This is a genomic window from Acetobacterium paludosum, from assembly GCF_008086595.1.
GTDB classification, from domain to species: domain Bacteria; phylum Bacillota; class Clostridia; order Eubacteriales; family Eubacteriaceae; genus Acetobacterium; species Acetobacterium paludosum.
On record NZ_RXYA01000013.1, the window covers coordinates 128,731 to 150,886 of the forward strand.

At 40.4% G+C, this 22,156-nt stretch carries 22 protein-coding genes and 1 rRNA gene; 19 read left to right on the top strand and 4 right to left on the bottom strand.

From position 1 onward, the window contains the following. The first annotated feature begins 11 nt into the window (after positions 1-11). Both FZC41_RS13600 and ribH read left to right on the top strand, forming a co-directional pair. Positions 12-1,214, top strand: coding sequence for a bifunctional 3,4-dihydroxy-2-butanone-4-phosphate synthase/GTP cyclohydrolase II (locus tag FZC41_RS13600; RefSeq protein WP_148567978.1), 1,203 nt, complete (start codon positions 12-14; stop codon positions 1,212-1,214). 13 nt (positions 1,215-1,227) lie between these two features. Beyond that, positions 1,228-1,695, top strand: a complete 468-nt coding sequence (ribH, locus tag FZC41_RS13605) for a 6,7-dimethyl-8-ribityllumazine synthase (protein ID WP_148567979.1) — start codon at positions 1,228-1,230, stop codon at positions 1,693-1,695. A gap of 83 nt (positions 1,696-1,778) precedes the next feature. Here ribH and FZC41_RS13610 read toward each other — a convergent pair whose 3' ends face one another. Continuing rightward, positions 1,779-2,393, bottom strand: a complete 615-nt coding sequence (locus FZC41_RS13610) for a DUF975 family protein (RefSeq protein ID WP_170253993.1) — start codon at positions 2,391-2,393, stop codon at positions 1,779-1,781. 87 nt (positions 2,394-2,480) lie between these two features. Between FZC41_RS13610 and FZC41_RS13615 the strand changes: the two genes are divergently transcribed. The 7 genes from FZC41_RS13615 to FZC41_RS13645 all read left to right on the top strand — a co-directional run bounded on the left by FZC41_RS13615 (position 2,481) and on the right by FZC41_RS13645 (position 10,018). Then, positions 2,481-2,732: a DUF1653 domain-containing protein gene (locus tag FZC41_RS13615; protein ID WP_243136725.1), complete on the top strand. Its 252-nt coding sequence runs from the start codon at positions 2,481-2,483 to the stop codon at positions 2,730-2,732. Between the two features lie 37 nt (positions 2,733-2,769). Continuing rightward, positions 2,770-4,008 carry a Sapep family Mn(2+)-dependent dipeptidase gene (locus FZC41_RS13620; RefSeq protein WP_243136726.1) on the top strand — a complete coding sequence of 413 codons (1,239 nt, stop codon included), beginning with the start codon at positions 2,770-2,772 and terminating at the stop codon, positions 4,006-4,008. A 51-nt stretch (positions 4,009-4,059) separates the two neighbouring features. Further along, on the top strand, positions 4,060-5,325 hold the full coding sequence (locus FZC41_RS13625; RefSeq protein ID WP_148567982.1) for a Sapep family Mn(2+)-dependent dipeptidase: 1,266 nt from the start codon (positions 4,060-4,062) through the stop codon (positions 5,323-5,325). 95 nt (positions 5,326-5,420) lie between these two features. Next, positions 5,421-6,401: a biotin--[acetyl-CoA-carboxylase] ligase gene (locus tag FZC41_RS13630; protein ID WP_148567983.1), complete on the top strand. Its 981-nt coding sequence runs from the start codon at positions 5,421-5,423 to the stop codon at positions 6,399-6,401. Between the two features lie 3 nt (positions 6,402-6,404). Beyond that, positions 6,405-6,977: a biotin transporter BioY gene (locus tag FZC41_RS13635; RefSeq protein ID WP_148567984.1), complete on the top strand. Its 573-nt coding sequence runs from the start codon at positions 6,405-6,407 to the stop codon at positions 6,975-6,977. Positions 6,978-7,594: 617 nt separating this feature from the next. Then, positions 7,595-8,530 carry a glycosyltransferase family 2 protein gene (locus tag FZC41_RS13640; protein WP_148567985.1) on the top strand — a complete coding sequence of 312 codons (936 nt, stop codon included), beginning with the start codon at positions 7,595-7,597 and terminating at the stop codon, positions 8,528-8,530. After that, on the top strand, positions 8,531-10,018 hold the full coding sequence (locus tag FZC41_RS13645) for a hypothetical protein (protein WP_148567986.1): 1,488 nt from the start codon (positions 8,531-8,533) through the stop codon (positions 10,016-10,018). It abuts the gene before it with no gap. A gap of 70 nt (positions 10,019-10,088) precedes the next feature. Here the strand turns inward: FZC41_RS13645 and FZC41_RS13650 are convergent, their stop codons facing one another. After that, entirely contained in the window at positions 10,089-11,438 is a 1,350-nt protein-coding gene (locus FZC41_RS13650) for a sensor histidine kinase (protein ID WP_148567987.1), read from the bottom strand. After that, positions 11,435-12,154 carry a response regulator transcription factor gene (locus FZC41_RS13655; RefSeq protein WP_148567988.1) on the bottom strand — a complete coding sequence of 240 codons (720 nt, stop codon included), beginning with the start codon at positions 12,152-12,154 and terminating at the stop codon, positions 11,435-11,437. The genes FZC41_RS13650 and FZC41_RS13655 overlap by 4 nt, the downstream gene beginning before the upstream one ends. Before the next feature lie 149 nt (positions 12,155-12,303). On the opposite strand from FZC41_RS13655, the gene FZC41_RS13660 reads away from it, so the two are divergent. From FZC41_RS13660 to FZC41_RS13670, 3 genes are read left to right on the top strand one after another with little or no spacing between them, the layout of a single operon-like run. Continuing rightward, positions 12,304-13,218 carry an ABC transporter ATP-binding protein gene (locus FZC41_RS13660; RefSeq protein ID WP_148567989.1) on the top strand — a complete coding sequence of 305 codons (915 nt, stop codon included), beginning with the start codon at positions 12,304-12,306 and terminating at the stop codon, positions 13,216-13,218. After that, positions 13,215-13,967 (top strand): ABC transporter permease, encoded by a 753-nt coding sequence (locus FZC41_RS13665; protein ID WP_148567990.1) that lies wholly within the window; start codon positions 13,215-13,217, stop codon positions 13,965-13,967. The genes FZC41_RS13660 and FZC41_RS13665 overlap by 4 nt, the downstream gene beginning before the upstream one ends. A 3-nt stretch (positions 13,968-13,970) precedes the next feature. After that, complete coding sequence (locus tag FZC41_RS13670) at positions 13,971-14,705, top strand: ABC transporter permease (protein ID WP_148567991.1); 735 nt, start codon at positions 13,971-13,973, stop codon at positions 14,703-14,705. Positions 14,706-14,810: 105 nt separating this feature from the next. Here the strand turns inward: FZC41_RS13670 and FZC41_RS13675 are convergent, their stop codons facing one another. Further along, entirely contained in the window at positions 14,811-15,917 is a 1,107-nt protein-coding gene (locus tag FZC41_RS13675; protein ID WP_148567992.1) for a ComEC/Rec2 family competence protein, read from the bottom strand. 262 nt (positions 15,918-16,179) lie between these two features. Between FZC41_RS13675 and FZC41_RS13680 the strand changes: the two genes are divergently transcribed. From FZC41_RS13680 to rrf, 7 genes are all read left to right on the top strand, one after another. Next, positions 16,180-17,085, top strand: coding sequence for an ABC transporter ATP-binding protein (locus FZC41_RS13680; protein ID WP_148567993.1), 906 nt, complete (start codon positions 16,180-16,182; stop codon positions 17,083-17,085). Then, positions 17,060-17,875 carry an ABC transporter permease subunit gene (locus FZC41_RS13685; RefSeq protein ID WP_170253994.1) on the top strand — a complete coding sequence of 272 codons (816 nt, stop codon included), beginning with the start codon at positions 17,060-17,062 and terminating at the stop codon, positions 17,873-17,875. Before FZC41_RS13680 ends, FZC41_RS13685 begins: the two co-directional genes overlap by 26 nt. A gap of 116 nt (positions 17,876-17,991) precedes the next feature. Further along, positions 17,992-19,476 (top strand): arylsulfotransferase family protein, encoded by a 1,485-nt coding sequence (locus tag FZC41_RS13690; RefSeq protein ID WP_148567995.1) that lies wholly within the window; start codon positions 17,992-17,994, stop codon positions 19,474-19,476. Between the two features lie 241 nt (positions 19,477-19,717). After that, positions 19,718-19,918 (top strand): hypothetical protein, encoded by a 201-nt coding sequence (locus tag FZC41_RS13695; protein ID WP_148567996.1) that lies wholly within the window; start codon positions 19,718-19,720, stop codon positions 19,916-19,918. A 276-nt stretch (positions 19,919-20,194) separates the two neighbouring features. Continuing rightward, positions 20,195-20,794, top strand: coding sequence for a TatD family nuclease-associated radical SAM protein (locus FZC41_RS13700; RefSeq protein ID WP_148567997.1), 600 nt, complete (start codon positions 20,195-20,197; stop codon positions 20,792-20,794). A gap of 25 nt (positions 20,795-20,819) precedes the next feature. Beyond that, positions 20,820-21,551, top strand: a complete 732-nt coding sequence (locus tag FZC41_RS13705) for a peptide arginase family protein (protein ID WP_148567998.1) — start codon at positions 20,820-20,822, stop codon at positions 21,549-21,551. A 129-nt stretch (positions 21,552-21,680) separates the two neighbouring features. Beyond that, positions 21,681-21,797: ribosomal RNA gene (gene rrf, locus FZC41_RS13710) — 5S ribosomal RNA — on the top strand. The last annotated feature ends 359 nt before the right edge of the window (positions 21,798-22,156 follow it).

The following is a 22,156-nucleotide window of genomic DNA, read 5'->3' on the forward strand; positions in this document are numbered from 1 at the left end:
AGAGGGTAAAAATGTTTAAATTTAATACGATTGAAGAAGCATTGGAAGATTTGAGAAATGGCAAAATAGTCGTTGTAACAGATGATCCCGACAGGGAAAATGAAGGGGACTTTATCTGCGCCGCAGAATTTGCAACCACTGAAAATGTGAATTTTATGGCAGTTTATGGAAAGGGACTGATCTGTATGCCCATGGGTGAAAAATTAATTAAAAAATTAAGTATCCCCCAAATGGTGGTTGAGAATACCGATAACCATGGCACGGCTTTTACCGTATCCATTGACCATATTGAGACAACGACCGGTATTTCAGCGGCAGAACGTTCTGTAACGGCGATCAAATGTGTAGCGGATGATGCAAAACCGGAAGACTTCCGCAGACCGGGGCATATGTTTCCTTTGCTGGCAAAAAAAAATGGCGTGTTGGAACGCAACGGACATACAGAAGCGACGGTTGATCTCATGAAATTGGCAGGGTTAAAAGAATGCGGTTTATGCTGTGAGATCATGAGGGTGGACGGAACGATGATGCGAACGCCGGAGCTTATTGATTTGGCAGAAACCCATCAATTGAAATTCATTACGATTAAAGATCTGCAGAATTATCGAAAACAGCATGAAAAGCTGGTTGAGCAGGTGACGGATACAAAAATGCCAACAAAATATGGAAACTTTATCGCTTACGGTTATATCAATAAGTTAAATGACGAGCATCATGTGGCACTTGTAAAAGGGGATGTCGCCGACGGAAAGCCTGTTTTATGCCGGGTACATTCAGAATGTTTAACCGGAGACGCATTTGGTTCCATTCGATGTGATTGCGGAGAACAATTTGCAGCAGCGATGAATGCCATTGAAAAAGAAGGCCGCGGCGTATTATTGTATATGCGTCAGGAAGGTCGCGGTATTGGTTTGATTAATAAGCTGAAAGCCTATCATTTACAGGATTTGGGAATGGATACGGTCGAGGCCAACATAGCTCTGGGATTTCCTGAAGACATGCGGGAATATTATATTGGGGCACAAATTTTAAGAGATCTGGGGGTTAAAAAGTTAAGACTTTTAACCAATAATCCTAAAAAAATTGAAGGAATGTCAGACTACGGTCTTGAAATGATTGAGCGCGTTCCTATACAAATGGATGCTTCAGCTCAGGATATATTTTATTTAAAAACGAAACAAGAAAAAATGGGCCATATTTTAAATTATAAATAAAGAGGAGATTAACATGAAAATTTACGAGGGAAAAGTAGTAGCAAAGGGAATTAAAGTAGGCATTGTAGCAGCGCGGTTTAATGAGTTTATCGTATCAAAACTTGTAGCCGGTGCTGTTGATGGATTAAAACGTCACGATGTCAGGGATGAAGACATCGATGTTGCCTGGGTGCCGGGATGTTTCGAGATTCCCCTTATCGCTTCTAAAATGGCTAAAATGGGAAAATACGATGCGATTATCTGTTTAGGTGCAGTGATCAGAGGATCCACAAGCCATTACGACTATGTGTGCAGCGAAGTATCAAAGGGTGTAGCGCATGTCGGGCTTCAATCAGAAATACCGGTAATTTTTGGAGTTATCACTACTGAAAATATTGAGCAGGCCATTGAACGCGCCGGAACAAAGGCCGGGAATAAAGGCTATGATGCCGCTTTATCGGCCATTGAAATGGTAAATCTGATTAATGAAATATCGCTATGATCGTTTAAAAAATGGGTAAACAAAAGCCTTCCCTTAATATTTCTTGGGGAAGGCTTTTAATGTGCATTAATTATTTGTTAGAATTAAGCTAATTCAGTGGAAGTAACGGTACCATTATTCAAAGCGTTGTTTTTCAGTTCTTCATAAAGACCTGCCAGACTAACAAAGTAGTAAGGGTTGGAATAAAAAATGCCGACAATACCAAAAGTAATTCCGCTGAGTAGAAACCAGCCGATAAAGCTTAAATACATGACAAATATTTCGCCTTTATGACCCTGCGTCATTCGCATTGAAATTTTAAGGGCTTCTGTGGCGGAAACATTAGGATAATCTGCTAAAATATAAGGGGTAAGACTGTAAGCGATGCCTTTAATAATACCGGGAATAATCAATAATAACGTCCATAGATAAGTAAATAAATACATCCAGAGCATGCCGCCGAGTTTTCGTCCGTAATTGCTAAAACCGGAAGTAAACATGGTTTCAATACCGGGGGTTTCACCTCTGTAAAGACAGAGTGTAAAGTATTGAAGACCAACCATAATGGGGGGGACTAAAAAAATGGCGCCAAGTCCAAAGGTAACGCCAGAAGCGGCACCGACAATGAGCATGGCCAGTATGACTGCGCCAACAGAAACCCAATAATTATTAGAAAAATGCTGTTTCGAAATGGATTTGATTTCTTGTCTTGTTTTCATAAATAGCTCCTTCATTTTCAAATTTTGTTGTATTCTTAAGATTATTTGTATATAATAGCACGATTTGTGAAAAAGAGAAAGGGAAAAATGGTTAAAATGGAAAAACAATCAACTCAAATTGATGAAAAAATTGTTAAGGGGCGCTACCGGCATTTTAAAGGAAATGAATATGAAGTTATTTATATTGGAAGACACAGTGAAACACTTGAGACCATGGTAATTTATCGTCCGCTTTACGGTGACGGCGCTATCTGGGTTCGTCCAGCCGCCATGTGGAATGAAGAAATAACACGTAATGGAAAAACTCAAAAACGCTTTGAATATATTGGAAAGGCATAAGCAAAAGAAAATGAAATATTATTTAGACGAGAGAGATATGTTGCAGAATTTAAAAGGATTGTTGCAAATTAATTCAACCAATGCAGATGCCGGTTTGATCATACCGGAGGCGCCGCTTGGCACCGGGATCAATGATGCTATTAATTTTATGCTTGATTTGGGAAGTCGTTTTGGTTTTGAGACCAAAAATTGTGACGGCTATTGTGGTTATATCGAAATGGGATCAGGAGCAGAGATGGTGGGAATTCTAACCCATGTGGATACCGTTCCGGTGGGCGATGGTTGGTCATTCCCACCGTTTGATTTAACCATTGAAGGCGATAAGGCTTTTGGTCGGGGGACTATAGATGACAAGGGTCCGACGATGGTGGCACTTTATGCCATGAAGGCTCTTGCTGATAAGGGAACCTTATTAAATAAACGGGTTCGTTTGATCATTGGAGGAGATGAAGAGGGTGATGAATGGCATTGTATGAACCGCTATAAAGCGACTGAAGAGCCGCCTACCTATGCCTTTTCGCCAGATTCCGGGTACCCTGCTATCTATGCGGAAAAAGGAATTTTGAGCATCAGCTTAGAAAAAGACTTAGATCCTTCCACTCCAGTCATGGGTTTTTTCAGTGGCAGTCAAATTAATACGGTTCCGGATTACGCTAAAGCGATTATTTCCGATAAAGTTTTTGAAAGCACCGGAAAACCAGCCCATGCTTCGCAGCCGCAGGAAGGGGTTAATGCCATGCTTATTTTAGCAGAAGAGCTCAAAAATATGGGGCTGAATCATCCTTTCCTTGATCTTGTAGGGATGGCAACCCGGGAAGGTTTTAATATTGATTTTGAGGATGAAATTTCGGGAAAATTGACGTTGAATCCCTCCATTGCTAATGTTAACCGTGACAAGGCCGTATTGAAGTGCGATATTCGCTATCCAGTGACCATGACCGGCTCAGAAATTGGACAACAAATTGCCAAGGCCGTGGAACCGCTGGGATTTTCAATTAAGATCAATCATGATTTGGCACCTTTGCATATGGACAAGGAAAGCTATTTAATTAACTCGCTTCAAAAAGTTTATGAAGAATATACTGGCGACACCACCGGGCCCAAAGTGATTGGCGGCGGAACCTATGCCCGAGCCTTTGACAATGCGGTTGCTTTTGGAGGCCGATTTCCTGAGGAACCCAATACCTGTCATCAAACAAATGAATTCTGGAGTATTGAAAGCATGCGGAAAAACTTTGATATAATGACTAAAGCATTGGAAAATCTGGTGCGATAGTGCGACGGAGGTCTAACAAAATACGTAAATACGGAGAAAGGGAGGTAAAAAATGACATATCATTTAGATGAAGAAGCTTTATTGGATCGTTTAAAAGGATTATTGCAAATAAAAACGGTGAATGGCGATGCTGGTGTCGTTACTCCAGAGTCTCCACTGGGAACAGGCATTAATGAGGCGATAAACTATGTGCTTGATTTGGGAAACAGTTGGGGTTTTAAAACAAAAAATTGTGATGGATACTGCGGATACATTGAAATGGGGGCTGGAAAAGAAATGGTTGCAGTTATAACCCATTTGGATACTGTAGCCGTGGGGGACGACTGGACAGTACTCCCGTTTGATTTAACTATCGATGGAGACAAGCTATTTGGCCGGGGCGTCCTTGATGATAAAGGACCAGCCATGGTGTCTCTTTTCGCATTAAAAGCCCTTAAAGATGCCAATATTTCAATTAACAAACGCATTCGCCTGATTGTTGGAGGAGATGAAGAAGGGGGAGACTGGGCTTGCATGAACCGCTACAAAGCAACTGAAGAAGTGCCAAAGTATTCATTTACCCCGGATTCCAGTTATCCCGTCATTTTTGCAGAAAAAGGAATTATGAATGTGATTTTCGAAAAAGATCTGGATGCTTCAACTCCAACACTGGAATTTGAGAGCGGAAAACAAATTAATTCGGTTCCGGATTACGCAAGGGCTCACGTAGCGGGACAAAGCTACGAAAGCAGAGGCAAGTCGGCCCATGCATCTGAACCGGAAAAAGGTGACAATGCGCTGATAAAACTAGGGCAGGTCTTAAGAGCAACCGGACTAAAGCATCCGATTCTAGATTTGCTGGAAATTGCCACCCCGGAAGGATTCGGAATCAACCTTTCAGATGAGGTTTCAGGGGAACTGACGCTAAATCCAGCCATCGTTCAAGTGAATAGCAAAAAAGCCATCTTCCGGTGCGATATTCGTTATCCGGTCACTTTCAACAGCAGTGAAATCTGTGACATGATTGTTCAGGCTACCAATCAGCTGGGATTTTCTTTTGAAATGGATCATGATTCACCTCCTCTTCATGTCGATAAAGAGAGTTTCCTTGTGAAATCGCTTCAGAAAACATATGAAGAATATACCGGCGATACAACCGGACCGGTTGTTTCCGGCGGAGGAACCTATGCTCGAGCCTTTGAAAATGCCGTTGCTTTTGGCAGTGTGTTTCCAGGCGAGGAAAGCACCTGTCATAAAACCGATGAATTCTGGAGCAGGGAAAGCATGAAGAAAAATTTTGATATTATTACCAGAGCGCTGGAAGTGCTGGCGCAATAAAAGAAAAAGAAAAGCAGCCCAATTGTCAACCATTAAATAATTTTTGGTTGACAATTGGGCTGCTTTTATGTAGAATACAAATCAGAGGTGAAAAAATGTCGACAAAACAAAATTTATTAAAAACCTTAGAAGAAAAAAGAGAAAAATACATTTCAGGAGAACAGCTGGCCAGCTTAATGAATGTATCCCGTTCCGCTATTTGGAAAGCCGTAAAATCTTTAAAAGAAGAGGGTTATGATATTGAGTCTACAACCAATAAGGGTTACCGTCTGAATAAAGAGTCGGATATTATGTCCAGTGAAGGAATTATACCCTGGCTTTTGCCGGATAATCAGAATCTTGATATTATTGTATACAAAACTATTGGTTCCACCAATCAGGAAGCAAAAAAAATAGCTCTTGAAGGAGCAAAAAAGATAACGGTCATTATTGCTGAAGAGCAAACCCGGGGGCGAGGCCGGATGGGCCGTTCTTTTTATTCGCCGCCAAAGAGCGGTATTTATCTGAGTCTGGTTCTGCGCCCGAATGTTCATGCCAGTGAGGCGGTACTTGTAACCACCGGGGCATCCGTGGGAGTCTGCCGAGCGATACAAAAGGTAACGGGGATCGAACCGCAAATAAAGTGGGTGAACGATATTTATGTAAATGGTCGAAAAATAGTAGGAATTTTGACCGAGGCGGTAACCAATTTTGAAAATGGTCTGGTTGAATTCATTATCATTGGAATCGGAATTAATTTCAAACGGCCTGAAGATGATTTTCCAAAAGATTTGGAAGAAATTGCCGGGGCATTATTTGATAAAAAACCGGATACTCTCACTCGTAACCGATTGGCTGCAGAAATCATCAACGAGGTATTAAATATATGTGGAGATTTAAATAAGCGTGGTTTTTTAGAGGAATATAAAAGCCATTCCATGGTTTTAGGAAAAAAAATTAAGGTTTGTAAAAACAATCAGTGGCAATCGGCCACCGCCATTGACATTGATAACGATGGCGGATTAATTGTAAGAAATGAATCAGGAAAAATTGAGACACTTAATTCAGGAGAAATTAGTATAAGAAGGATGGACTAAATTATGATTGAAAAAAACACATTAAATATTAGAACACTCGTGCTTTGCGGGCTGTTTGCAGCACTCATGGCCGTGGGTGCTTTTATAAAAATCCCGCTTCCGGGCATTCCCTTTACCCTCCAAACCATTTTTGTTTTACTAGCCGGGTTGTTGCTGGGGTCCAGAGCCGGACTTGTTTCGGTGCTGGTGTATATTTTTATCGGATTGGCCGGTCTGCCGGTGTTCTCCGGGGGCGGTGGTTTGCTCTATGTTTTAAAACCAAGCTTCGGTTATATTTTGGGATTCGCCCTGGGTGCGTTTGTCACCGGATGGATAGCGGAAAGAAAAGCAGCGTCGTCCACCGTCCGATTGATTCTAGCCGCACTTGCGGGAACGGGTGTGATTTATGCCCTGGGTTTAACCTGGTATTATATCATCGCCAATTACTATCTCAATACGCCCATGGGGGTTGGAGCTTTGATGGTTTCAGGATTTCTGATGACGTTTCCGGCAGATATTATTAAAATTGGTTTAAGTGTTGTTTTGGCAAAAAGGTTGGCGCCTTTTGTTCGTCGGAGTATCTATAAAGAAGTCTGAAAAAAAATGCCTGAAGTTCCACTATTTGTGTTGGGACTTCAGGCATTTTTGTGTTTTTAGATGGATGCGTGTGATTTTCAATTTAAATAAATGAGTCGGTAAGGAGTAAAATATTTTCTTTATGAATGGTATAAAAAGCACCGCTTAAATATTCCTTAATTATGAATGTTTTCTGTTTTTTTTGTGATGAATGTGTGTCTTTCAAAATTATTCTATGGAAGCAGATAACAATCGCGGTTGTGGTGTTCAGCTGCTTTTGTTTTAAAAAAAAGCTGAAAAGTCTGTCGATAGTGCATAAAAGCTTGAATGAGCGTGGCATTGGTAGGCAAAAAGAATGAAATAAAGGGTTTATGGTATTCATTACAAGGGTATAAATATCAAAATGATAATGAAATTTAAATTAAGAATTTTTGAATTTACGGTCCAGATTAGTTAGATTGATTGAGAGAGATTCAAGGGGCCTTTTTTCATGATATAATTAATAATAAATCCTCCCTTGGGAAGGTCTTTGCAATGAGTACCCAAACTTCATTAATAGGGCTGGATTTTATTTTTTTATGGAATAATTTTAATATTTGGACGTTCAGTTTTAACCGAGAGCGTGAAAGTGAAGAGTGATGGATAAAGAAAAGATAAGCGTGGTGATCCCTTGTTATTGCGAAGAAGAGGTGGTTCCGCTTTTTTACAACACACTGATCGAAAAGGTGATTTCGCAGTTGTCAGAAATAGACTTTGAAATTCTATTTGTAGATGATGGTTCCAAAGATGAGACATTAAAGATAATAAAAAATCTCAGCAAAACAGATAATCGTATAAAATATATATCTTTTTCTAGAAATTTCGGGAAAGAAGCAGCCATCTTTGCAGGGTTAAAACACGCAACTGGAAATTATGTAGGGATTATGGATGTTGATTTACAGGATCCGCCGGAACTAATTGTTTCCATGTATGAGATGCTTAAAAGTGAAGAATATGATTGTGTGGCAGCTCGTCGGGGAACCAGAAATGGGGAGCCTCATATCCGTTCTTTTTGTTCCAGACGTTTCTATAAAATAATCAATAAAATTTCGCAAATGGAAATTGTGGATGGCGCCCGTGATTTTAGACTCATGAAACGATCCATGGTTAATGCTGTTTTAGAAGTGCAGGAGTATAATCGCTTTTCAAAAGGGATTTTTGAGTGGGTTGGTTTTAATACGAAATGGATTACCTATAAGAACATTGAACGAGCGGCAGGGAAAACCAAGTTTTCATTTTGGAAATTATTTCTTTATTCTTTAGAAGGAATCGTTGGGTTTTCAACTGCACCTTTAGCTATTGCATCAGTTACTGGTCTGGTCTTTTGTGGATTTTCTTTTTTAGCGATTGTGGGTATTATCATCAGACAAATTTTTTGGCAGGGTTCGGCTTTTGGCTGGCCGTCTTTGGTATGCATCATTTTCTTTAGCAGTGGAATTCAATTATTTTGTACCGGAATTTTAGGTCAGTATCTGGCCAGAACTTATTTAGAAACAAAAAAACGACCGATTTTTATTATAAAGGAAAAAAACTAAATGAATAGTCAAAAGAATACAATCATAAAGTATTTAGCTTTAGCCATAACAGCCTTTCTTTTTTTGCTTTTCTTTTCCTATGCAACCAGCCCAATATTCAGCAATAATTACGGCATTTCAGATTCTGCGATATTTTTACTCATCGGCAAGGGAATAACCAGTGGACACATCCTTTATGTGGACTTGTTTGACCATAAGGGTCCAGTATTATTTTTTTTGGAAGCGCTGGGGTGGCTGATCATGCCAGATCGTTTTGGAAGCTTTGTTATTCAATGGATTTTTATGTTTGCCGATCTTATTTTGATAGTCAAAATGGGACAACTGTTTTTAAATAAAAAGCGGGCATGGATTCCGATTTTTTTCTTTTTCTTAATTTTAGCATCAACATTTGAAGGTGGTAACTTAACAGAGGAATTAAGTTTGCCTTTTCTTTTGCTGCCTCTCTATCTGGTTCTTGAGCAGTTAAAAAAAGAACCCATCAAAAAAGCCAATCACAATCCGCTCTATGCGTTTATCTATGGGGTTTGTTTCACCCTCATTGTATTTATGCGATTGAATAATGCGGTACTCATTGGCGCCATTGTATTGGTGGTCATGATACAATTATTTGCCAATAAAGCATATGCTGATTTTTTCCATAATGTGCTTGGCTTCATCGCAGGGGCACTAATTACATTCACTGCAATAGCAAGCTATTTTATGATTAACCATGCTTTTGGAGATATGATTTATGCAACTTTTCTGTTTAATATGAAGTATGCAGAGGGTATTTCAGGAATTTTCTCACCGGAATCACTTGTTAAATTCGCCTATTCGATATCACCGGTTATTTTTTCCGGCTGTATGGGTATCTATTACTTATTGAAAAAGGAAGACAAATATATTGGATTGCTTTTAACAACTGGTTCATTGGTTACCTTTTTTTCGCTTCTGCTCGGAGGAATTTTTTATCATTATTTCACATTAACGACCCCATGCTTTGTCCTAGCTATTATTTTACTTATTGAACTTTATGTTAAAAAGGGGAAAAAGCTGTGGCAAGGCAGTCATCGGATGATGCTTGTTGCAGTGTTGGCTCTTTTTATTTCAAGCTGTGTAATCTATCTATGTTTTTGCTTTTCTACAATTGGCAGTATTGTAACAGAAGAACCGAATACGGATTATTATGAAAATGCGTGGAGTATTAAAAATGCAATTCCTGAAGAAGACCGGGATAGTGTCTTTGGTTATGAGATCCCGGCAGGCTGGTTTTTAATGGCCGATATTACCCCTTGTTATAAATATTTTACATTACAAGAATGGTGGGGGTTATATGATCCTCAAGTGATTGTTGAAACGAATAAAATGTTGGAAAATAACCCGCCAAAATGGATTGTCATGACGAACGATCAAGAGACTAACGCCGAAATCTATGATGTTCTCGGAACAAACTATGAATTGGTCACAAAAGATGAGGAAGTATCGCTCTACCATCGGATAGTAGAATAACACGCAATCGGTCAGTTTATCGATAAGCCTAAATGTTGGCCTTAAAACATTGTATTCAGATTCGGAGTAATTATTGATTAAAAATCAGTGAAACAGAGCATCCTCCAGAAGATGGATTCTCAAAGGTAGCCTTTCCGCCATGAAGTTTCATGATCCGCCGAACGATGATCAGACCGAGTCCATGGTTTTCAAGAAATACGGGTTCATCTGAATTTACCAGAACTTCAGGAGGATAGCCTTTCCCGTCATCGCTGATTTTGATGATGCACCCGTCCGGGTGTTTCTTCACAGAAACATCAATGATGCAGCCGCTCCCATTGTGTCGGATACTGTTGTCAATCAGGTTGGTGACGGCACGATGGACCAATGCTTCATCACAAAGAAGAGATAAACCATTGGAATCCTCGGTAGCTTTAAGGGAAATTGAATAGGGATCACTGAGACCGTTGTTAATATAGTCCGCTGAAATACTCCGGAGCATCGCAGCCGGCGAAATCTTGCTAAGATGCAGGGGCTGCATTTCATATTCAAGTTTGGAGGCAATGTTCAAGTCGGCAACCAGGGTTTTAATACGCTGACTTTGTTCACGGATGATTTTCGCCTGATCCTGTTCCGCAGGCAGGAGGTTTGGATTGGTTTCCAATTGACTGGAATAACCCATTACCATCGATAGTGGGGTGCGAATATCATGGGAGACACCGGCAATCCATTCGGTACGGGTTTTGTCACGATCCGCTAAGCGCTTTCCCTGTTCCTTAAGAACAACAGAGGTTTCATTAAGAATTCGCGCAACTTCTCCAGTAACCCCCTTTGTGGGCAATAGGATTGTTTCTTTTTTCTGCAAGGCTGTGATGCCCTCATAAAGGGGTTTCAGTTTTCGATAGAGCCATAAACCCAGCAGCAGAGCCAGGATAAGTGCTGCCCCCAGATTTAAAATTAAAAATCCACCGAGATAAGAAGGTACCTGGGATATCGTGGCTTCGGTTGAGGTTATCGGGTATTTCCAGATACTTCCTTTTGGCTCGCCTAATACGATGAGGCCATCCGGAGATTCCCAGACTGATACCGGATAGTCATTGAGATACCATCGGGTAAAGGTTGCAATATCGGTAAGGGTGTAAATCAGGGGAACATCGGCAGGAAGGTTTTTGCTCCAGACAACATTGCCGTCCTGGCCGATAAGCATTGCCCAGGAATATTGCGCATTAAACTGGGCAGTTGCGGTTTCATTGAGAGAATAAGTGCCGTCGATATTTGCCAGTCCATCAGCAATTTCACCAACATCATATTTTGAATGCGTGACACTGGGATTTTTCATGGCCCAGTTGGCAGTGAATATGATATTGACGACAACCAGTAAAAGCGAAATGGTTGCAGTTAATAGGATGGAACGGGCTATGATTTTACGAAGGCTCTTCATCGATTTGCATCCTTTGCCAGCTTATAACCCATGCCCCGGACAGTCAGTAAATATTTTGGCTGGGATGGATCTTCTTCAATTTTTTCCCGGAGTCTTCGAATGTGAACCATCAGAGTATTTTCATAGCCATATAGGTCATCATCCCATGCCGCTCGGCAAAGTCTATCAGAAGTTACGATGTTTCCCTGATCCTCCCAAAGCTTTTTCAGTAAAGCATGTTCCTTTGCAGTCAGTGTTTTTTCGCCATCACAGGTCTGAACGATTCCGCTTTTAAAATTGACGGTCACATCACCTAGAACCAGACATTCATCCTGGGAGGGCGGAGTCAGCATGGGTTGGTAAACCCGACGTAAGATACCACTTAAACGCAGAACCACCTCCCGGGGCAGAAAGGGTTTGGTAATGTAATCATCAGCACCCAGTCCCAGCCCGAGAAGCCGGTTTTCATCCTCATCCCGGGCAGACAAAAACAGCATCGGTATATTGGATTTCAAGCGAAACTCCTGCATTAGCGAAAACCCGTCACCGTCAGGCAGCATTATATCTAGAATCACCCCATTGGGCTTTTCAGCTCCGAAGATTTCCCGGGCCTGCTGGCAGCAATCGGCAGTCAGCACATTGGAAAATCCCGCCTGATTCAATATCTTTTTTAACATGATTAAAATTTCCGGTTCATCATCCACAACCAGAAGCGTTGATTCAAAAATTGTTTTCATTATTATCACCCAGACTATATTATACCCGAAAAAATAGTCGTATTTAGGAAATGAGATTAAAATTAAGGTAAAAGTAAGGCGGGGGACAAACCGCCGTAAGGTTCATGGGATATCATAAGCATGTAGAAAAAAAGAAGGAGTGCATGTTTATGAGTAATGTCATCGAGACCGAGGGTCTCAGTAAAGAATATGGAAATGTTTATCGAGTAAAGGATGTGGATCTGCTAGTTCCTGAAGGGGCTATTTACGGCTTCCTGGGACCAAATGGAGCAGGAAAATCTACAACTTTGAAAATGGTGTTAGGTCTGGCAAAACCCACAGCCGGGGAAATATCGGTTTTTGGAAAAAGAGTCAACAGCAAAAACCGACTGGAGAATCTTAAAAATGTGGGTTCCCTTATCGAATCTCCCAGTTATTATGGGCATTTAACCGGAGCGGAGAACCTCCAGATTTTTCAAACCCTCCGGGGTGTTCCCAAACAGAACATCGATGAAGTCCTAAAAATAGTCAGGCTGGATAATCAGAAAAACAAAAAAGTTAGCCAGTATTCCCTGGGAATGAAACAGCGGTTGGGGCTGGCCAGTGCGCTTTTGGGCTATCCCAAACTGCTGATTTTGGATGAACCCACCAATGGGCTGGATCCCGCCGGGATTCAGGAAATGCGGGAATTGATTCAGTCCCTGCCAAAAAAATTTGGAATGACGGTGGTGGTGTCCAGCCACCTTTTAAGCGAAATCGATCAGCTGGCAACTCGGGTGGGAATTATTCGGGAAGGGGAGCTGGTTTATCAGGACAGTTTGATGAAGCTTCATCAGTATAGCCAGCAGCATCTCGCGGTTCGAACCATGAATAATGAGGTGACTAAATCATTCCTGAGTCAAAATGGGGTTGACTGGGAAGTACAGGATGATTATCTAATCATTCCCCAAATGAAAGATTCAATGATGGCAGAAATCAGTAAGGTTCTGGGACAGAATAATATTGGGCTGGTTCGCATTGAAGAGCGCAAAAAGAGTCTGGAAGATATCTTCCTGGAGTTGACCGGAACGGCGGTGAGTTTATGAGAGCGGCAATCCGAATGGAGATTTTAAAAACAAAGGGACGAAAGATCTGGTTAGTAGTAGCGGTGATGATGGGGGTTCAGATGCTATGGGCTGGCTGGGCTATTTCCAACAAGGACGCTAATGATCTGGTTCAGGGATGGCTGTTTTTTCTTTACCAATTTCCCATGCTCAACTGCATCATCATGCCGGTGATCGCGGCAGTGGTGGCGTCTCGCCTATGTGAGGTGGAGCATAAAGGACAAACATTTAAGCTCCTGGAAACCATTGTTCCAGCCAATCGGATCTTTGATGCCAAGTTTATCTGGGGTAGTATCTATATGTTTGGTGCAGCATTGGGACAGGTGGCCATTATGATTGGTATGGGTCTCATGCTACATTTTGGAGGACCGGTGCCATGGGGCGCTCTGGGTGGATATTTGTTTTTTACCCTGGCGGTGAGTTTGACTATTTATGCTTTTCAACAGGTGGTATCCATGCTCTTTGCCAATCAAATGGTGCCCATGACATTGGGACTCGTTGGCGGTTTTATTGGTCTGTTCAGTATGTTTTTTCCGCAGGGCTTTCAGAAGTTTATCCTTTGGAGTTATTATGGGGTGCTGATGCAGGTTGGTATGAACTGGGATCAGAATACTCGGGCAATAGATTTTTACTGGACTGTTATTGATTGGTCGGGTTTTGTACTGCTTTTTGTATTCTTTGGACTGATATACGGAATTGGCCGGATTTTATTTGTACGAAGGGAGGTCTGAAGGATGTTCATACGTGTTTTAAAAGCGGAAATGATCAAGATGCGACATAGCCCGGTTTGGTTGGCATTTTTATTGATTCCCATTATTCCGGCCTTTATGGGAACCTTCAATTACCTGAATAATCTGGAGATTCTGGAGAATGAATGGTATAGTCTCTGGACCCAGCATACCCTATTTGCCTGTTATTTTTTTCTGCCGGTACTGATTGGTATTTACTGTTCTTACCTTTGGCGGCTGGAACACGCCAATCATAATTGGAATGCGGTTATGACGGCGCCGGTTCCCATAACCCACCTATTTCTGGCTAAATTGATCATGGGTTCAGCGATGGTGCTGTTGACTCAGCTCTGGATCGGACTGTTGTATATTTTATCTGGATTACTGGCTGGGGTTTTGGGACCGATACCCCCGGAACTTCCGGTCTGGCTTTTCTTTGGGGCTCTGGGAGGTATGGTGGTATGCGCTCTGCAGCTCTTAATATCTCTGGTGATTCGCAGTTTTGCAGTGCCAGTGGGTATTGCTCTGATGGGTGGTATTGCGGGTTTGGCATTGCTATCCAAAGGTTATGGCATCTGGTTTCCCTATGCCCTGATAACATTGGGGATGCGAGCCAATGATCCGGCCGCACCCATGTCGGTAGGAGAAATTCAATTTATTATAGCCTGTGTAGTTTTTATGGCTGGGTTCAGTCTATTTGCCATCACTTGGTTAAAAAGTCGGGATGTGGTGACGGGTTAATTAAATAGATCAGAAAAAAATAAAAAGAGAACAGCAAAAATCAGGGCCAGTGTTTAGCGGAGATAATTACCACTAAATGCTGGCCTTGATTTTTGTTATATTGTTTTAGTTTGGCGGATTACAAATCCCACAGGGGGTCAGTCCCAGGGAATGAACTTCATCCAGATTGTTCAGATAGATTCGGTTGGATTCCTTGGGCAGGCTGGGGCAGGTGGGCAAATGATAGACCTTTGAATTTTTATTACCGATATAGGTGGCAGTCTCTGCAGTGGCCGTGCTTGCCGGCGTTTTCTGAGCAGGGTTGGAAGTGGCAGCGAGACCGTTATCCACGGCCTGATAGGGCTGGGTTGGGGCAATGCCGGTTTTATTAAAGGTTAATTGATCCCCCTGACAGGTGGCAATGATCGTCCCCAGGAGGTCGGTGCGGAAAATAGTGGAGCCGACGTCGTTGAGACGGCTCAGCGTTTCCTCATGGGGATGACCATAATCATTGTTGGCACCACAGGAAATCACCGAGTACCGGGGATTCACAGCACGAAGAAAGACGTAGCCTGTTGACGTGGAGCTGCCATGATGTCCAACCTTCAGAACATCGGCTTCGAGATTGATGTTCTGGGCAAGCAGTTCCTGTTCGGCTTGTTGTCCCATATCACCGGTAAAAAGAAAGTGGTGGTTTCCCCGGGTGACCTTTAGCACTAGTGAATCATTATTGACGTCTTCGTGAACGCTAAGCGGTCCTAGAAAATCAATGGTTGACCCGCCAAAGGCAAGTGCGGTTCCGGGAGACGGGGTGGAGACCGGCACGTTTTTGGCCTTCGCCTCGGCAATGAGCTTCTGAGAGGCGGTGGTATCTTCGGAATTGGTCACATACAGGTTTGAAACTTCAAGATTAGCAACCACATCGGCTAAACCGCCGGCATGGTCGGCGTGGTTATGAGTGGCAACAACGTAATCCAGTTGAGAGATCCCCAAACTTTTGAGATAGTTAATAATAGCTCTTCCATTTTCCGGATTTCCGCCATCAATAAGCATGGTATCGTTATTATCGATTAAAAGAATGGAATCCCCCTGCCCCACATCTAAAAAATGAACGGCCAGAGAATCCTGCGGGGTAAAGGTTGCCGTTGCGGTGGGTAGAAATTGACAGCCGGTAAACAATAGAATAAGACTTAGAACAAGGGACAAATAAAGCCATAGCTTTCGTTTCATCATTGCGCCTCCAAAGCGTTTTATTGAATTAGGTTGTATTAAAGGGTTAGAACAATAGAGAATATATTTAATGACAATTGTTGATAATATACCCTGATTTTACCATACTAAAAGAACAATTGCTTGCTTTGCAAGGGGGCTTTGTATGCCTGTGAAGGATAAAAATAGCAGGCCTTTACCTTTTTACTGTAATAAGTTACAATAAGGCGACAAGATGAATTGAGCAAGAACAAGTATTCCGTTAAAAGATGGAGGAAAGATTCTTATGAAAGCAATCGAAACCGTGCATTTAACAAAGAATTATGATGAAATTCTGGTGTTGAAAAATGTCAATCTAACGGTTGACGAAGGAGAAATATTTGGCTTGATAGGACCAAACGGTGCGGGGAAATCGACATTGATAAAAATTCTATTGAATTTTATTTTCCCCAATATTGGACATTGTAAAGTATTGGATCTGAATTGCACAAAAAATTCAGCAAAGATAAAAAAGCAAGTTGGATATGTACCCGATGAAATTCGGTATTATCCAAATGCCAGTGCCGAGGAGTTATTGAAAACCACCCTGGCTTTTCATCATATTAAATCCGAAGATGCTATTGATCCCCTATGTGAGGCGTTGGAAATTGATAAGTCAATAAAATTTGGCGAACAATCCATCGGTAATGAAAAGAAAATCGCCATTGCCTGTGCATTGATACATGAACCACGTTTGCTAATCCTGGATGAACCAATGAATGGGTTGGATCCTTTAATGCAAAAACGACTTTTCGAAGTATTAAAAGATGCAAATGAAAAGGGAACCACCATTTTTTTATCGAGTCAAAATTTAAAAGAGGTTCAAGATTATTGTACCCGAGTTGCATTTATCAAGGAAGGACGGATTTTTAAAATTGAAGACTTAACAAAAGTACGAAAAAAATATATGATTATCGAAATAAAAGCAGAATCCTTTGATTTAAGGGATCTTGAAATTTTAGGTGGGCGGATGCTTAATGTTTCAGAAAACAGGGTTAAATTTTCCTATGATGGCGATGTTGAGAAGCTTTTAAAAACCCTCAGCATGATGGCGATAAAAGATATAACGATAAAAAATGCCTCTCTTGAAGATGAAGTTTTAGATTATTATGAAGGAGGGCATAGCGATGACGCTCTTGAAATTGGAATTTAAAAATATCTTTCGGGGTCTACTGTTTTGGATGGGCATACTTATCGTTGTTTTGGTCGTATTTATGGCTTTTTTTCCTGCAATGGAATCCAGTACCATCCAAAATCTAGTTAGAATGAAGCTGGGTGCCCTACCAGCACCATTGCTTGCCGCCTTTGGCCTTACCGAGATGTCGGATTTTAGTGATATCAAGGTTTATTTTGCTTTTATCATGCAATTTATTAATATTGCGATTGCGATATACGCAGCACGTGCAGGAACATCAGCTCTTATAAAAGAAGAAACAGATGGAACCATTGAATATTTATATGCCCAACCGATTACACGAAGCGGCATTGTTGCAGCTAAAATGGTCGCACATTTTTTAACGTATTGTCTTTTGATCATCATCCTGGAAATGGTATCAATGATCCTGGTTCTTGTTTTCAGTTCGGGGAAATATGAAGTTATTGTATTATTATTGAACGTGAAAGGAATATATTTAGGAACGTTTATATCAGGTTTTATTTTTATGATATTAGGCCTTTGGTTTTCAGTAAAGCTTCGCAGTACCAGACAAATTGGATTGGCGGCAATGTGGATGGTTTTTGGCACTTACAGCATCGGAATTTTTGCAGCGCTTGTTGATGCGGTGGGCTTTTTAAGATATCTCTCCCCCCTGGACCTTTTTGAACCGAACCTCATTTTGGCGTCGGGTATTAATCTGAAAGCGTTAGGCTTATGGGGGGGCGTAGTGATTCTTGCAATAGGAATGACTTTTGCTTTTTATAACAAAAAAGATTTAAAGGTTTAATGTTTTTTTATATAGACAAAATAAGGATCGTTTAGACTTACTTAAAAAGGACAAAACTATTATCCGAAATTTAAGAAGTCTATGTGATAATAGAGCAAAAAAGGAGATTATAATTTATGGATAGCTCGAAAAAATTTATGATTGTATCAGTCAGTGGCGCGATACTGCTGATTATTTTGGTCAGTTGTACACTGGCCTACTCTGGACGAGATAACACGCTAATGTCAGATAAATCACTTAATTTAACAATCAACGGATTTAATGTAGAATTGCCACTGGCAGAGGATGGTGCCATTTATGATGCCATCAGTCTGAGCAGTGTTTCCACCAATACCATTAAACTGAATAATGAAACCGGTGCTACAGTTAAAATTGATGAAAAAGGTATTGGCGCAGGAAAATCCATGGACTTAAAACTCGATACCTTGTCATCAAATAAATTGATCAAGATTACCGTGGATAATGAAAAAGATGTAAAAACTATTTATTTAAGGACACTGTCTTCTCAACTTCCACAAATAAATTCAGCAGGAGAAAGCAGTTATGAGGGAAATTACTACGCCGCGTTGGCAACAGGCGGAGCCGCGCTGTATGAACTAAATAATAAAGGCGAAGTTGTTTTCTACATTGCAAAATCTCAACAAGAAGCGAATGGTGAAACATACAGCGATTTTAAAAAGCATACTTTAGAGGATGGCACAGTGCGTTATAGCTATCAGCGAGTTTATGGTGATAGTAATGGGATCGGAACGGCCTCTGGTGAACGCGTAATTCTTGATGAAAACTACAAGGAAATAAAAACCATTACCTTAGCTCAGAGCAAATTTGCAAAAAAAGGTGATCCGATAGACGGGCAAGATTTCATCTTAATCGATGATAATCATTATATTGTAGCGGCATCACAACTGGTGCTTGTTCAAAATATACCGGAAGGCTTGAGCGCAAGTTCAATGGGATCAAAGGTAGTGCGAACCCTTATTCAAGAAGTTAAAGATGATAAAGTCGTCTTTGAATTTACTACTGATTCACATCCGGAACTCTATGGACTAAGTGTAAAAGGTAATGATTACAGCAATGCTACCAGTCAAAGTCCAGATTATACCGGATTTGATCGGATGATCATTGATCCAGCTGATAATAATCTGATTGTATCGTTTAAAAATTTAAATACAATCATGAAAATCAATCGTGATACTGGTAATATCATGTGGAAACTGTCAGGAAACGGTGATGAGTTTGGCTTGACAAGTGAACAAAAAACTTCAGGGCAAAGTGATATAGCGTTAACAAAAGAAGGCTATTTAACGATCTTTGACAATGGAACCAGCACCGGGCAAACCCGAATCTTAAAACTTAAATTAGATGAAGTCAATAAAAAAGTATTAGAGTTTCAAGAATTTAAAGTGTCTGGAGAGACGGCGTTGGCAGATGGAAGTGCCCAGAGAATTGGCGACAATATAGAAGTATATACGATTGGTTGGGGTCAAACTAAGGAAGGAACGAATGCAATTTCAGAAATTGATTTTAATACCGGGAAAAAATTATTGGAGATTACCCTGCCACAGGGGGTTTCAAATGATCGGGTTCAAAAAATAAAATAAGCAAAAAAATTGATATCGAAGAACAGCTAGGGGCCACTTATTAAAGGGCCCCAGCTGTTTTCGATAACAGGGATCTGATTGGTTTTAAAGAGGAGCGCTGGAAGGCTGTTTTATTATTATAAAGACAGGATTAGTGCACAAAGTAGGCGTTATTTTTCCCTAGAAATGATTTGTATGACTAAGCGGTTTGATCTATAATGAAACAAAGATGATTAATCGAATACAAAAGGAGAAAAATTAAATGGCGCATAAAACTATCGAAAAATTTAAAAAACAACCGGAAACTGATGGCGTAGAAATTCTTGAAATGGAACTGACTGAATATATGTTCCCTAAAAGCGGAACTGGAATTTGTCCTCAATGTGGTGGTAAAATGAACGGTGTCGGCCTTGATTGGGAATGCGAAGGTTGTGATTTAAAGCTTGTTGGTCCCTTGTTTTAAAACAGACTATACTAAGAAAACACATTAACCAAGCAAAAAGACTGGGGAATGTGTTTTTTTATTTACTTAAATAAGTTTATAAATTCAAGAGGAATAATTGGCGAGGTTAGAAGAAATAATTTGTTTTTCGTGACTTCTAGAATAGATATGGTAAAATGTTGTTGTGTTTTTAGATGTATGAGAAGTTAATATAGAGATAAAATAATATATTTGCGAAAAAAATATAGATTTAGATGTAACAAAGAGATAGTAAAAATACCCTGGGAGGAAAAGAAGATGACGATTACCTATGAATTAGGGAAATCTTTATATGTAAATATGACAAATCGATGCAGTAATGCTTGTACATTTTGCATTCGAAGAGATGAGCCCACAGTAAATGGCGTAGATGATCTTTGGCTGGAAAAAGAACCAACCAAGGAAGAAGTATTAGAAGATATATTAAAACGGGATCTTAGTCAGTATAAAGAACTTGTTTTTTGCGGCTATGGAGAGCCTTCTTATCGATTGGATGAAATCTGCGAAATTGCCAAGGATGTTAAAAAGAGATATCCGATACCAACCCGTCTTAATACCAATGGCCACGGTAACTTGATTTTTAAAAAGGATATGACACCTTATTTAAAGGACGCAATTGATGTGGTATCGATCAGTTTGAATGCAAAAGATAAACAGGAATACGATACTCTATGTCGCCCCGTTTTTGAAGATGCCTATGAGGCGCTGCTGGATTTTGCCCGTCTGGCTGGCAGATATACAAAGGTTGTTTTAACGATTGTTGATATATTACCGGAAGAAGATCAGGAAGCCTGTCGAAGAATCAGCAATTCAGTGGGCGCAGATTTAAGAATTCGCTCTTATATTGATGTGGAGTGATTCGTATTTATAGAATGGCTGAATAATGAAAAATAACAACTTAAAACCCAAATGCTTGTGCGTTAAGGGGAAAAACATTATGGTGGTGGATGATCATCAATACGCTTTATTGGTATGGGGACAATTGTTTCAGCAATCAAAAAAATCATCAGTTCTGGTAAGTATAGATTACCATCCAGATACAAATCCGTCGTTTTGGCTTTATGCCTATCAAAAAGCGATGGCGATCAATCCAGACAAAGAAGCGGCTTTGGTTGATCGGTTTCAGAAAAAGATTCTGTCAATGCTTGATCCCTTGAATTTGAAGACCATCGAAGATGCCATGGGTAAATTACGAAATGACGAGCACATTTATACCGCCATGGAATTGGGTTATATAAAAGACTATCATATGATAAATTGTATGGAAAAACATCAATACCCGAGGGGCCACCACTATCTGGTGTCTGAAAATCACTTTGGCAGTCTTGATGATCATATGTTTGAAGACAGTGTTTTTTCTATGAAAAATTTAAGTCAAGACAATCTTATCCTGGATATTGATTTGGATTATTTTTCAAGTCTGAAAAGTTTTGATCTTGATCTGAATAGAAATACGGTATTCAGCCAACTGGTAAATCGGGCGAAGCTGATTACAATCGCCCGATCTGAAAGCTATTTTAATTATTTAAAGAAAGAAGACTGCACCATAAAGGAATGTGAAGAAGAGCTAATATATCTGTTAGAAGATGTGCTGAAGAAGCGATCGCCGGAATGAATGATCGGAGCAGAACTGATTTGAAATATACAAGCCCCCAATTAGGGTAAATAAAAAGAAAAGATAATAGTTGACAATGAAATAAAAAACAAGTATAATAATGAAGTTGAATTAAATAAAGTTAATTAGTCTCGCGACGATGGCGGAAGGGCTACACCTGTTCCCATACCGAACACAGAAGTAAAGTCTTCCAGCGCCGAAAGTACTTGGTGGGTAACTGCCTGGGAGGATAGGACGTTGCGGGACTTTTATATTTTTTGCGCAAAGATCGCAAAGATAAAATGTTTAAACCACTATTATAAGGGAATATAAATAATGCGAATAAAAAACCAGAATTAAATTAAAAAAAGGATTGACAGAGCGTGGAAATCAGAGTATACTAAAGAAGTTGTCTCGAACAGGGACAGCACAGCAAAAGAAACGATTTAAAAACAACTTAAAAAAAAGCTTGACAACTTAAGGGAATGACGATATAATGTACAAGCTTCGTAAGAACGGAGCGGCGGTCATAGAAAAGAGAATAGTACCATAAAACCTGTAAAACAGCCAAAACATTCGCAAGAATGCAGAAGGCTAAAATAGAAACAGAGAGATGCACTCTATAA